This is a genomic window from Muriicola marianensis (assembly GCF_014638095.1).
Classification (GTDB): Bacteria; Bacteroidota; Bacteroidia; order Flavobacteriales; family Flavobacteriaceae; genus Muriicola; species Muriicola marianensis.
The window spans coordinates 2,358,814-2,371,181 of record NZ_BMFH01000001.1 but is presented as its reverse complement, the minus strand read 5'-3'; the positions used below and the strand labels follow the sequence as shown (position 1 = coordinate 2,371,181).

Here is a 12,368-nt window from a genome sequence, read left to right as displayed (position 1 = left end):
CATCAGCCCGTTAAATGTTACATTTACAGGGATTTAAATTTTAATTATAAGTGGGGTTTGATGACAAATCACGTCATCTCGGCCTCAAAAAGCACTCCGAAATGTCGGAGTAGCTTTTCTCGTACTTCTTGCATAGGCACCTCCTGTTTGCCCAATTCCACATTGAGAGAGGTGACGCCCTTGCCCTTGATACCGCAGGGGATCATCATATCAAAATAAGACAGGTCCGTATTGATATTGAAGGCGAAGCCGTGCATGGTGACCCACCGGCTGGCTCTGACCCCCATAGCACAGATCTTTCTGGCGAATGGGGTACCCACATCCAGCCAGACCCCGGTCTCCCCCTGGGATCGTTCTCCTTTCAGGCCATAGTCGGCCAGGGTCAGGATGATAATTTCCTCCAGCAGTCGCAGGTATTTATGAATATCGGTGAAGAAATTGTCAAGGTCCAGGATGGGATACCCCACGATCTGTCCAGGCCCGTGGTAGGTGATATCCCCTCCCCTGTTGATCTTGTAGAACGTGGCACCCTTATCCCGCAGCTGAGCTTCTGTGACAAGCAGATTGCTGATATCACCGCTTTTCCCCAGGGTATATACATGGGGGTGCTCCACAAACAAAAAGTGGTTGGGAGTAGGCAATTCCCCTCCTTCCCGACGGTTTCGGATCTTGATCCCCAGGATCTCCTGGAACAACTCTTCCTGGTAATCCCAGGTTTCCTTGTAGTCTTTTAATCCCAGATCCTGTACGCCTACCTTTTTGTTCATAGGCAGCAAAGATACGAGGATCAGTTGGGATTATTCAAGATGATCAGGGCTGCGATTACCCCGGGCACCCACCCGCAGAGGGTGAGCAGGAAAACGATAAGAATAGAGCCGCATCCCTTCCCGATAACCGCCAGGGGAGGGAAAAGGATAGCCAGCAAGACGCGCCAAAAGCTCATTGCGATGTATTTTGATTGATGCACTCTATCAGTATCTCATATCCCTAAAACGTTACAGTCTCATCCTCTTTTTATTTTTACTTCCTGAAGGTGATTTTCATTGAAAGATTGCCTGTATCTGGCTATATTTGCAGCTCAATTTTTGGAATATGCAACTGTCTGAACAAGAAGTAGTACGGAGGGAGAAACTGGCCAAATTAAAGGAGATGGGGATCAACCCCTATCCCGCTGCCCTGTATCCGGTGGATACGAAATCGACCCAAATCAAAAAGAACTACGAGGAAGGGAAAAAGGTCGTGATCGCAGGCCGACTCATGTCGAGGCGGATCCAGGGAAAGGCTTCCTTTGCCGAGTTGCAGGACAGTGAAGGCAGGATACAGGTATACTTCAACCGTGATGAGATCTGCCCGGGGGAGGATAAGACTTTATACAATGACGTCTACAAGAAATTACTGGACATAGGGGATATCATTGGTGTTCATGGCACCCTTTTCACAACCCAGGTAGGGGAAAAGACCGTCATGGTGAAGCATTTCGATATTCTGAGCAAGGCGCTAAGGCCCCTCCCTCTCCCCAAGGTGGATGCCGAGGGTCATGTCTATGACGAGTTCAATGACCCGGAACAGCGGTACCGCCAGCGCTACGTAGACCTGGTGGTCAACCCCAGGGTCAAGGATACTTTTGTCAAAAGGACTAAGATCACCAACAGCATACGGGAATTCTTTAACGAGATGGGCTACCTGGAGGTGGAAACCCCTATCCTGCAACCCATCCCGGGAGGAGCGGCAGCAAGGCCTTTTGTCACCCATCACAATGCCCTGAACATTCCACTCTATCTTCGTATAGCCAATGAACTATATCTCAAGCGGTTGATCGTGGGAGGGTTTGAAGGGGTGTATGAATTCTCCAAGGATTTCAGGAATGAAGGGATGGACCGCACCCATAACCCTGAGTTCACCGTCATGGAACTCTATGTGGCTTACAAGGACTACAACTGGATGATGGAGACCACAGAACGCCTGCTTGAAAAGGTAGCTGTGGACGCCCATGGCAGCACCAAAGTAAAAGTGGGAAAAAATGAGATCGATTTTAAGGCGCCTTATCCCAGGGTATCACTGCTGACAGCGATTCAGGAACACACGGGCTATGACCTTCGCGGGATGAGCGAGGAAGAGATCAGGGTAGTCGCACAAAAACTCGATATCGAGATCGATGACAGCATGGGCAAAGGCAAGCTTATCGATGAGATCTTCGGTGAAAAATGCGAGATGCATTACATACAGCCCACCTTTATTATCGACTATCCAAAGGAGATGAGTCCGCTTACAAAGGAACACCGCACCCACCCTGAACTCACAGAGCGTTTTGAGCTCATGGTGAACGGAAAAGAGATCGCCAATGCCTATTCTGAGCTGAACGACCCCATAGATCAGCGGGAGCGGTTTGAGGAACAATTAAAACTTTCCGAAAAAGGGGATGACGAAGCCATGTTTATCGACCAGGACTTCCTGCGCGCCCTGGAATACGGTATGCCACCCACTTCCGGGATCGGGATCGGGATAGACCGGCTGGTCATGCTGATGACGAACAACGCCTCCATACAGGAAGTGCTCTTCTTCCCTCAGATGCGACCCGAAAAGAAGTTACCTGACTTGAGTGAGAATGAAAAGACCATTCTCGGACTTCTCAAGGAAGAAAATCCCGTTTCCCTGCCCGTCCTCAAGGAGAAAGCAGGATTGAGCAATAAAGCCTGGGACAAGGGGATGAAAGGATTAAATGCACATGGCCTGGTAAAAGTGGTCAAAGAAGGTGAGGATCTCCTTTGTACCCTGCTGTAGGGACTTTATCGACGAAATACCTGTTAATATTTTCTAAAATATTTATTATCAGTAGGTTACAGCCTATGCAAGTCATCGAAAACCTGTTAATTTTTTAAATAAGAAGGGCCTGCAGACGTTTTATAAACATGGAACCTCAAATCTGTGTTTATGAAAAAAATCTACCTCTTAGGTCTGGGCCTTATATTTCTTTTGGGTTGTTCCAAGGACGGCCTCACACTGATCGATGACAATCCCGATGACGGGGTATCCCTGAAAGCCTGTTTTGAGTTGAGCAATACCACCCTGAGCGTAGGGGAAGTACTGACCATCAGTAACTGTTCTGAAGGGGCCACCTCCTATTCCTTCGATTTTGGCAATGGTACAGGCAGCGAACTGGAGAATCCCTCGGTCAGCTTTGAAGAAGGGGGAACTTATGAGATCACCCTTACCGTATATGACGGAGAAGAAACCAAAACCCAGTCAAAATCGGTAACCGTTCTGGTTATTGAAGCTTCCTATCTTTTCCCGGAGATCCTTCAAGGATATACAGGCTTGCCTCTTGAGGCCGGGATCCATCCCATCACCGGAAACATCTATACCCTGGAGCTATTACAGGACAATGTAGGAGGAGGAGGCTCCAAATATTATTACCGGGAATTCGACGAAGAACTTCAGTATGCTTCCAACTATATCGCCGACAAACCCTATAATTCGGGTAGTGGTTTCGTAAACTTCTACTCCAGCGGCAAAATGAATTTTGTCTTCTCAAGGACACTCGGCAGCTTGTACGGAACGCAGGAAGTCAATTATACCAGTGTATGGACCTTGCTGAATGCCATCAGCAGTGCGACGAAACACAGTTACGGTCAGCTTCCCGCAGGGGCAGATTACCTATATTTCGGGACACAGGCAGATGGAGGGATCTACAAGACCGCGGTTGAAAAACGAAATAGCAGCGGAGACGCTTTTGCGGTTACCCTGAACTCCTTTGGGCCTGCCGACTCCATGATAGGAGACATGATTGAGGTAGACGGGGGTTACGTTGCCTACGGGGCTGTTTTCAACAAAAACACGACCCTGCCCTATGTCACGAACTACAAACCCCTGCTGGTATTTATGGACGGGGATCTGAATGTGACAGACCACGTCATCTATGAGGACTCCTCTCTTACCGGAATGGTCTCAGACTGTAATGGGTTTAACGGAAGTTATCAGCTTGTGGAACTCTCCAATGGCAACCTGGCCATGTACGCCAATGGAGAATTGCGTGTTACGGATAGCGAGGGGAATATCCTAAAAGAAGAATTTTACGAGGGTACTTCCAACATACAAGCCCTGATATCACTCGGAAATTCATTTGTGATCTCTACGGATAATTACCTTCGAAAATTCAGCGCTGAAGGGGTGCAGATCGCCCAGGTGAAATACAACGGAAATTACCTGCCTGAGATCGTACAGAAAGACAACGTGCTGTATTTCATCGCGGGATACGATGTAGAAAACGAAATTAAGATCTTCTACGGAGCCTGTGACAGTGATCTTTCGATCATTGATCTCACTCCGTAAAGGGTTGGTTGCCATGTTCGGAAAAGGGAGCGGTTCGCTCCCTTTTTTATTTTCCCAACTGAAAAATAACCTATAGATTAGGCCAAAATTACACCTTATGCCCTGGAGTAAGAGAATCGGCCTCTTTCTGGGTCCGGCCCTTTTCTTCATTTTGATCAACCTCCCGGACCTCCTGCCCGGTAAGGAACACGCCAATGCCGTGATCGCCACGGCCTTGTGGATGGTGGTCTGGTGGATCACGGAAGCAGTATCTATTTCCGTAACTGCATTGTTACCGTTGGTGCTTTTTCCCAGCCTTGATGTAATGAATATCACGGAGGTAGGAGCCAACTATGGGAGTCCGATCATTTTTCTTTTCTTCGGGGGCTTTGTGCTGGCATTGGCCCTTGAAAAGGTAAACCTCCACAAACGGATCGCCCTGACCATCATCCGGATCACAGGGACCACCCCTAACAAGGTGGTGCTGGGCTTTATGATTGCAACGGCCACCCTCAGCATGTGGATCAGCAATACGGCCAGTACGGTTGTGATGCTCCCTATCGCCATGTCGGTGATCCGCCTCCTGATTCACGACGAGGATGGATTCACGAAGGACGACAGGAATTTTGCCCTCAGTGTGATGCTGGGGATCGCCTTCTCGGCTAATGCAGGCGGGATCGCCACTGTAATAGGCACCCCTCCGAATTCCGTATTGATAGGTCTTCTGGAGAACCAGTACCAGATCGAAATCTCCTTCCTGAAATGGATGAGCTTTGGCCTGCCCTTTTCAGCCATCTTGCTGCTGATCTGCTACTGGGTACTGGTAAAATGGATGTTTCCCAACCGGCATTTGCAGTTTACGGCTTCGCACCAGGTCATACAGGAAGAACTCAAAAAACTGGGGCCTACATCAGGGAAGGAAAAAATGGTCCTGGCCATCTTCGGGGTGACCGTATTTCTGTGGGTATTCCGCACAGTGATCAACAGTATCTTCCCTTCATTGGGGCTTTCTGATACGATCATTTCCATGATCGGGGCCATCTCTCTTTTCGCTTTGCCCTATAATCTGAGGAAAAACGACTTTATAATTACCTGGGGGGATACCCATAAACTGGCGTGGGGTATTCTGATCCTGTTCGGAGGAGGTTTGGCCCTGGCCAACGGGATGTCGAGTAGCGGACTGGTAGATGTGGTCTCAGGAGCCATCGCCAACAGTGACTTCCAGATCCTGTTCACCGCTTCCCTGCTGATCCTGCTGATGCTTTTTATGACGGAGCTGATGAGCAACGTGGCCCTGGTGGCTGTCCTGGCCCCTGTGGTAGCGGGTATCGCTATCGGACTGGGGATTCCCATGCTGCACCTGCTCATCCCTGTTACCATTGCCAGCAGTTGTGCCTTTATGCTCCCGATGGCCACCCCACCTAATGCGATCGTCTTTGCCAGCGGCTATATCGAGGTACACCAGATGGCCAGGGTGGGTGTCATCCTGAATTTGATCTCGGTGGTCCTGCTGGTGCTTATGTTCCAGTTTATTTTACCCCTGTTATTCTAAAAAAAATCCCCGGAAGAAAGGTGCTTCCGGGGATGTAGAAAAATCTTGATTCAGATGTTAGAAGCCTTTGCCGGGCTCCCTGTCATAGGCGATCATAATTCCTGATGTCGGTACCTGGATTATAATCGCTAGATCGATATCGAACAGCTCTTCATCTTCGATATATTCAATGGAATGGATATCGAAAAAAAAGCGGTGAGGATTAAATCCGGCCGGCAGGTACTCCTCGGTATCAAACCCCAGATCGATTTCCTGTTCAGCATCTATATAGCTTACATGAAGAATGTTTTCAGGCGCACTGTATGGGTTGAAATCCTCCGGTAAAAAAGCCTCCGTATTAAAGTCCAAAGATGCAGAGTCCTCCTCTTCAATATAGGTGATGGAATCCACTTCCAGGTTGATCTCGTTATTCTTTTCCATGGCTGATGAACTCAATCCAAAACCGAAGAAAAGAAAGATATAAAGTAATGTATTTTGTGTATTCATAACATTTTCTGGTTACATTTTAAGGCAAAGATATAACCCAAAAACCCCGTTTTTATTGCCCTTCAGAAATGATTAACAATCTGCAATATCAGTCATGATTATGACTTTCGTAATTTCTATAGATTCTTCTTATCAAGTTGATAATTAGGAGGTTCATTTAGATATTTTAAGGCAGTTGCGACCCTCTTTTATTACCACCAATGCAGTGAGTTAAACATTTGTTAATCAGCTGCAAATGATGCCTCTCTGTTTAAAAACTCACCCTCACCATAAAAAAGCCCCGGCATCAGCGGGGCTTCTCAACTAACTAATTCAAATATCTCAATGAAATCTTTATTTCATTTAAAGATGCTTTACAGACTATAGGGATCAAAATCCTTCGGAAGGTAGAGGGAGGTATCAAATCCCAGGTCGAGATCTTCACCTTCTTCAATGTACACAATGGTGTCCAGATCCAGGTCGCGGAAATAAGGATCAAACCCCTCGGGCAGCCACTCACTAGTATCGAAGCCCAGGTCCAGGTCTTCTTCCTCGATATATGATACATTCATAACATCGACAGGAGCTGCATAGGCATTGAATCCTTCAGGCAATAGTGCCATCAATGTTCCGGGGAACACTTCCTCTTCCTCCCCTTCGATATAAGGAATTGCACTAAAGTCGACATAAGTCACATAAGGATTAAAATTCTCGGGCAGGTACTCCCGGGTGTCAAACCCCAGTTCAATAGGTTCTTCGTCTTCCTCATAGAGGATTGAAGCAACATCCAGATCCTCTGCATAAACCGTTTCCTCACAGACCTTTGATTTAAGGTTCAGATGCCCGACCTGATCTTGTTTCCAGGTAGCCTTGAGTGTCACAGGTGACAGGGTTTCAAAAGATTCTGATTCAATAGTTTCGGGTGATTGCGGCGTGGAGGTTATCCCCAGGAAAACCATTCCACATAGGATAAATAGTTTGTTCATTTCTCGATTGATTGATGGTTGTAATTCTATGTCTATAAGACTTTAAAAAACGTAAGATGTTACATTGTTGGCTGATAATTAACACTTGAAAACCTTCAGAACTGAAGAGATTTTTCAGGTGTTTTTTAATCTTAATAGTATGATTTATAGAAAGTTATATAGGTATCCCCAGGGCCAGACCTGCATTGCCCTACTTAAGAAATCCTTAACAGAACCCTGTGTGATTTTTTCAGTTCTTTGAAAAATTTCAAAATCAAAAGAACCTGAAAATGATAAGAAAATTACTTCCGAAGATCCTGGTTATACTACTTTTTGCAGGATACTCCCAATCGGTCGATGCACAACTTTTTAAGAAGAAGAAAAAAACAGAAGCTGCCAAACCTGCAGCCAAAAGTAAAAAAGGTGATATTGAACCCTACGACAAGGTCATCACCAAGGAGGCCGTCACCGATGAGGGCCTTTTTAAGGTCCACGTGGTGGATGACACCCATTTTTACGAAATTCCGGATTCCCTCTTTAACCGGGAGATGCTTATGGTTAGCAGGATTTCCAAAACAGCTTCAGGCATTGGTTTTGGGGGTGGAAAAATCAATACTCAGGTTCTGAGGTGGGAAAAGAAGCCCAAAAAGGTGCTCCTCCGTGTGGTAAGTCACGACGTGGTAGCCGCTGACAGTCTTCCCGTACACGAGGCCGTGGTCAATTCCAATTTTGAACCGGTGCTCTATTCTTTCGATATCAAGGCATTTAATAAGGATTCCCTTAACCCGGCCACAGTGATAGAGGTCGACGATCTCTTTACCAAGGACGTTCAGGCCCTGGGTATGCCCGACCGCTATAAAAAACGCTACAAAGCTACAAGGCTGGATGACAGCAGGAGTTTTATCGAATCCATTAAAAGCTATCCCCTGAACATCGAAGCCAGGCATGTGAAAACATACAACGCCGGGGATCCTCCATCCAATGAGAGCCTCGGTTCTATTTCCATTGAGATCAACAACTCTATGATTCTGCTGCCAAAGGAACCTATGAAAAGAAGGTATTTCGACAGACGGGTAGGCTGGTTCGCCAGAGGCCAGGTAGATTACGGTCTAGACGCACAAGAGAGCAAGACTATTACTTACCTCGACCGATGGAGACTGGAAGTAAAAGAAGAGGACATGGAAAAGTTCAAGAGAGGTGAACTGGTTGAACCCAAGAAACCTATCGTATACTACGTAGATCGCGCCACCCCTGAACAATGGGTCCCTTACATCAAACAAGGGATCGAAGACTGGCAGGTAGCCTTTGAAGCGGCAGGTTTTAAAAATGCGATCATCGCCAAAAACCCGCCATCCCCTGAAGAAGACCCTGAGTGGTCTCCCGAGGATGTGCGTTATTCGGTAGTTCGATACCTGGCCTCACCCATCCCCAACGCAAACGGACCTCACGTGAGTGACCCGAGAAGCGGGGAGATCCTGGAATCGGACATCAACTGGTACCACAATGTGATGACGCTGTTGAGGAACTGGTTCTTTGTACAGACAGCTGCCATCAACCCGGATGCCCGGGGCGTGGCCTTCAAGGATGAAGTGATGGGAAGGCTGATCAGGTTCGTATCATCTCACGAGGTGGGACATACCCTGGGCCTGCCCCACAATATGGGTAGCAGCGTGGCCTATCCTGTAGATTCCCTTCGATCACCCTCCTTTACAAAAAAATACGGCACGGCTCCTTCCATTATGGATTACGCCCGCTTTAACTACATCGCCCAGCCCGAGGACGGGGATGTGGCCCTGATGCCGAACATCGGTATCTATGATAAATACGCCATTAAATGGGGATACCGTCCCATCTTAGATAAATCAGCCGAGGAGGAGAAGCCGGTCCTTGATTCCTGGATACTGGAGCATGCCGGAGATCCCCTCTACAGATTCGGACACCAGCAGGCCGGAGACGTGGTCGACCCAAGCTCTCAGACCGAGGACCTGGGTGACAATGCGATCCTTGCCAGTGAATACGGGATCGAGAACCTGAAACGCATCGTTCCCAACCTGGTTGAATGGACCAAAGAAGATGGGAAGAACTATGACGACCTGGAAACGCTTTACGGCCAGGTGCTCTCACAGTTTAACCGCTATATGGGACATGTTTCCAACAATATAGGTGGGGTATATGAAAACCATAAAACCTACGAGCAGGAAGGCCCTGTATATACCTATGTACCTAAAGAACATCAGGAGAATTGCGTGGCATTCCTGCACGATCAGCTGTTTGAGACCCCGGAGTGGCTTATCGACAAAGACCTGTTTGCAAAGATCGAATATTCAGGTTCTGTAGAGAGGCTGAGAGGACTGCAGGAGCGCACCCTGAACAACCTGCTGAGCCTCGGTAAAATGGAACGGCTGGTAGAATACGAAGCCCTGCACGGAAACGAGGCTTATACCCTCATCGACCTGATGACCGATATCAGGCGCGGGCTTTGGTCTGAATTGCGTAGCGGCAGGACCATAGATACGTATCGAAGGAACTTACAAAAGGCTCATGTAGACCGACTGGAGTATATTATGAAGGCCGAAGACCAGAGAAAGCTGCCCGACTTTGGAGGATACAGAAAGTCGACGGCAGTAACCATGAGTCAATCCGACCTGAGATCTATCGCCAGAGCTGAGCTGAGCACCATCAGGTCTGCTGCTCTGAACGCGGTGAACAGGACTTCTGACCGGATGAGCAAATATCACCTCCAGGACATTGCGCAACGTATAGAAAAGATTCTGGATCCAAGCTAAAAGCTGAAAATGCATTCTGTAAAAGGTACCGTTTCCTCTGTGAACGGTACCTTTTGTTTTTTATCACCTCAAAGTCATTTTACCGTTTACCACAACTTTCGGCCTTTTCACCACAACCAGGCTGCCGCTGGACAACATTCCGGGAAACCACCTGCTTTTACGTCCTATATTAGTGATGAAATTAAAAACCCCAGATCATGCCTTACAAAGTAAAAAGTCTTATCTACCTCATTTGTTTCATCGCTTCTGTACTGATCTACAGCCAGGTGGAAACATCCTCAGAAGAATTTAAAACTGAGGATATCCAATTGGTGCAGACCCAGACGGAAGATCTGCAACAACAGAAAGACGAAGCTCTGTAGGCGTTTACCAGAATACATATCCCCAAATCACCCATAGAAATTGCCCCGCACCCAGCGGGGCTTTTTCGTTTTAGAACTCAAGCGTTAATTCTGTCTTAAATCCTCCTCCTGCACTAAACCTTTGATACGGTTACAGGTCAAAGGAGTATAACTTAAATCATCAACACATGAAAAAAATCATGATCGCTATGCTCGTCATAGCCAGTTACAGTGCAGTGGCCCAGGAAGGACATAAACACGGTCCCAGGCACTCAGAAGACCCACTGACCCCGGAACAGGTCGCTACCCTCAAAACAAAACGTATGACCCTTGCACTCGACCTCTCGAAGGCACAGCAGGAGGAGGTTCAGAAACTTCATCTGGAGAATGCCCGCCTGCGCAAGGAAAAAATGGAGGCCCGTAAAGAGGAGAGAGATGATAGGTCGCGTAAAGACCTCAGCTCCGATGAACGATTCAGCAGGGAAAGTGAACGCCTGGATCACATGATCGCCAGTAAGGAGAAAATGAAGAAGATCCTCAACGAGGAGCAATTCGAAAAATGGGAAAAGGCCATGCATCACAAGAAACACCACAGGCCTAAAGGCGACCGGGATGGTCGGGGCAGACATTAACAAAAAAGGACCCGTGCGGGTCCTTTTCTTATTTCAATTTCGGTGCTATCTGCTTTAGGGCATCAAGGGTAAAGTCGATGTCCTCATAACTCAGGGCATCGTTCAGGAAATAGCTTTCAAAAGCACTGGGCGGAAGGTAGACACCTTTTGAGAGCATCCCGTGGAAATAGGCTTTGAATGTATCGTTATTCCCTCTGACAGCCCCTTCGAAATCGACCACCGGCTCTTCCGTGAAATGCACGGAGATCATGGATCCAAAACGGTTGATCTGGTGGGGTATCTCTTGATCCATAAGTATTTCTTCAATCCCTTTGTGAAGGTACCGGGTTTTCTTGTCCAGGCTATCAAAGACGCCGGGGTTCTCATTTAGGGCAGTGAGCATGGCCAATCCGGCACTCATTGCCAGAGGATTACCGCTGAGAGTTCCCGCCTGATAGACCGGACCTTCAGGAGCCAGGTGGTCCATGATCTCGCTTCTGGCTGCAAAAGCTCCTACGGGTAATCCCCCACCTATGACTTTTCCATACGTGACAATATCTGCAGGGATGCCCAATACTTCCTGCGCTCCTCCGCGTCCCAGTCTGAAACCGGTCATGACCTCGTCGAAAATGAGCAGGATCCCCGCCTTGGTGCACCTTTCTCTCAATCCTTGAATGAAGGCTTCTTCCGGGATGATGCATCCCATATTCCCTGCCACGGGTTCGATAATAACTGCAGCTATCTCACCCTGGTTGGCGGCAATGAGTTCGTCTACACTGTTCAGGTCATTGTAACGGGCCAGGAGGGTGTCATTGGCTGTACCCTGGGTTACACCCGGACTATTCGGACTCCCGAAGGTCACCGCCCCACTGCCTGCCTGGATCAGGAAGGCATCCGCATGGCCGTGGTAACAGCCTGCGAATTTGATGATCTTTTCTTTTCCCGTAAAACCCCTGGCCAGTCGGATCGCACTCATGCAGGCTTCCGTTCCGCTGTTCACAAACCTTATCTTATCGATGTTCGGTGCCATGGAGACGGCGAGCCTGGCCAAGTCCGTCTCTATCTCTGTGGGCATGCCGAAAGAGGTCCCTTTTTTGGCTTTCTCGATCACAGCTTCCAGAACAGGTTCAAAAGCATGGCCGAGGATTAGCGGACCCCAGGAGGATATGTAGTCTATCAGGCGGTTTCCATCCACGTCGTATATGTAGGCGCCTTTGGCTTCTTTTACAAAAACCGGGGTTCCCCCCACAGCCTTAAAAGCACGGACCGGGGAATTCACCCCACCCGGAATATAGCGTTGAGCCTCCCTGAAAAGGGCGCTGCTTCTTTGGTACTTCATG

General features: G+C 48.0%; 11 protein-coding genes. 6 read left to right on the top strand and 5 right to left on the bottom strand.

What is annotated here, in order from left to right:
• Positions 1-68: 68 nt before the first annotated feature.
• Both lipB and IEV19_RS10855 read right to left on the bottom strand, forming a co-directional pair.
• A complete protein-coding gene (lipB, locus tag IEV19_RS10860) occupies positions 69-767 on the bottom strand; it encodes a lipoyl(octanoyl) transferase LipB (RefSeq protein WP_188370668.1) in 699 nt (232 codons plus the stop codon).
• Between the two features lie 20 nt (positions 768-787).
• Positions 788-943 carry a YqaE/Pmp3 family membrane protein gene (locus IEV19_RS10855; protein WP_188370667.1) on the bottom strand — a complete coding sequence of 52 codons (156 nt, stop codon included), beginning with the start codon at positions 941-943 and terminating at the stop codon, positions 788-790.
• A 149-nt stretch (positions 944-1,092) separates the two neighbouring features.
• Here IEV19_RS10855 and lysS point away from each other — a divergent pair, with 149 nt between their 5' ends.
• From lysS to IEV19_RS10840, 3 genes are all read left to right on the top strand, one after another.
• Positions 1,093-2,781 carry a lysine--tRNA ligase gene (gene lysS, locus IEV19_RS10850; RefSeq protein ID WP_188370666.1) on the top strand — a complete coding sequence of 563 codons (1,689 nt, stop codon included), beginning with the start codon at positions 1,093-1,095 and terminating at the stop codon, positions 2,779-2,781.
• A 150-nt stretch (positions 2,782-2,931) separates the two neighbouring features.
• Entirely contained in the window at positions 2,932-4,329 is a 1,398-nt protein-coding gene (locus tag IEV19_RS10845) for a PKD domain-containing protein (protein WP_188370665.1), read from the top strand.
• Between the two features lie 97 nt (positions 4,330-4,426).
• Complete coding sequence (locus IEV19_RS10840; RefSeq protein WP_188370664.1) at positions 4,427-5,860, top strand: SLC13 family permease; 1,434 nt, start codon at positions 4,427-4,429, stop codon at positions 5,858-5,860.
• 57 nt (positions 5,861-5,917) lie between these two features.
• Here the strand turns inward: IEV19_RS10840 and IEV19_RS10835 are convergent, their stop codons facing one another.
• Together IEV19_RS10835 and IEV19_RS10830 are read right to left on the bottom strand one after the other, a co-directional pair.
• The gene (locus tag IEV19_RS10835; RefSeq protein WP_188370663.1) at positions 5,918-6,346 is read right to left on the bottom strand and encodes a hypothetical protein; all 429 of its coding nucleotides are present in this window, start codon (positions 6,344-6,346) and stop codon (positions 5,918-5,920) included.
• Between the two features lie 353 nt (positions 6,347-6,699).
• Positions 6,700-7,311 (bottom strand): hypothetical protein, encoded by a 612-nt coding sequence (locus IEV19_RS10830; RefSeq protein WP_188370662.1) that lies wholly within the window; start codon positions 7,309-7,311, stop codon positions 6,700-6,702.
• Between the two features lie 269 nt (positions 7,312-7,580).
• On the opposite strand from IEV19_RS10830, the gene IEV19_RS10825 reads away from it, so the two are divergent.
• The 3 genes from IEV19_RS10825 to IEV19_RS10815 all read left to right on the top strand — a co-directional run bounded on the left by IEV19_RS10825 (position 7,581) and on the right by IEV19_RS10815 (position 11,049).
• Positions 7,581-10,076 (top strand): zinc-dependent metalloprotease, encoded by a 2,496-nt coding sequence (locus IEV19_RS10825; RefSeq protein ID WP_188370661.1) that lies wholly within the window; start codon positions 7,581-7,583, stop codon positions 10,074-10,076.
• Positions 10,077-10,273: 197 nt separating this feature from the next.
• Positions 10,274-10,438 (top strand): hypothetical protein, encoded by a 165-nt coding sequence (locus tag IEV19_RS10820; RefSeq protein ID WP_188370660.1) that lies wholly within the window; start codon positions 10,274-10,276, stop codon positions 10,436-10,438.
• 167 nt (positions 10,439-10,605) lie between these two features.
• Positions 10,606-11,049 carry a DUF4890 domain-containing protein gene (locus IEV19_RS10815; RefSeq protein WP_188370659.1) on the top strand — a complete coding sequence of 148 codons (444 nt, stop codon included), beginning with the start codon at positions 10,606-10,608 and terminating at the stop codon, positions 11,047-11,049.
• A 28-nt stretch (positions 11,050-11,077) separates the two neighbouring features.
• Here the strand turns inward: IEV19_RS10815 and hemL are convergent, their stop codons facing one another.
• Entirely contained in the window at positions 11,078-12,367 is a 1,290-nt protein-coding gene (gene hemL, locus IEV19_RS10810) for a glutamate-1-semialdehyde 2,1-aminomutase (protein WP_188370658.1), read from the bottom strand.
• Position 12,368: the final 1 nt, after the last annotated feature.

Bases quoted from the DNA above. Each gene is read 5' to 3' on its own strand.
- lysS (WP_188370666.1), top strand. From the start codon at position 1,093: ATGCAACTGTCTGAACAAGAAGTAGTACGGAGGGAGAAACTGGCCAAA.
- IEV19_RS10820 (WP_188370660.1), top strand. From the start codon at position 10,274: ATGCCTTACAAAGTAAAAAGTCTTATCTACCTCATTTGTTTCATCGCT.
- IEV19_RS10845 (WP_188370665.1), top strand. From the start codon at position 2,932: ATGAAAAAAATCTACCTCTTAGGTCTGGGCCTTATATTTCTTTTGGGT.
- IEV19_RS10825 (WP_188370661.1), top strand. From the start codon at position 7,581: ATGATAAGAAAATTACTTCCGAAGATCCTGGTTATACTACTTTTTGCA.
- IEV19_RS10835 (WP_188370663.1), bottom strand. From the start codon at position 6,346: ATGAATACACAAAATACATTACTTTATATCTTTCTTTTCTTCGGTTTT.
- hemL (WP_188370658.1), bottom strand. From the start codon at position 12,367: ATGAAGTACCAAAGAAGCAGCGCCCTTTTCAGGGAGGCTCAACGCTAT.
- IEV19_RS10830 (WP_188370662.1), bottom strand. From the start codon at position 7,311: ATGAACAAACTATTTATCCTATGTGGAATGGTTTTCCTGGGGATAACC.
- IEV19_RS10855 (WP_188370667.1), bottom strand. From the start codon at position 943: ATGAGCTTTTGGCGCGTCTTGCTGGCTATCCTTTTCCCTCCCCTGGCG.
- lipB (WP_188370668.1), bottom strand. From the start codon at position 767: ATGAACAAAAAGGTAGGCGTACAGGATCTGGGATTAAAAGACTACAAG.
- IEV19_RS10815 (WP_188370659.1), top strand. From the start codon at position 10,606: ATGAAAAAAATCATGATCGCTATGCTCGTCATAGCCAGTTACAGTGCA.
- IEV19_RS10840 (WP_188370664.1), top strand. From the start codon at position 4,427: ATGCCCTGGAGTAAGAGAATCGGCCTCTTTCTGGGTCCGGCCCTTTTC.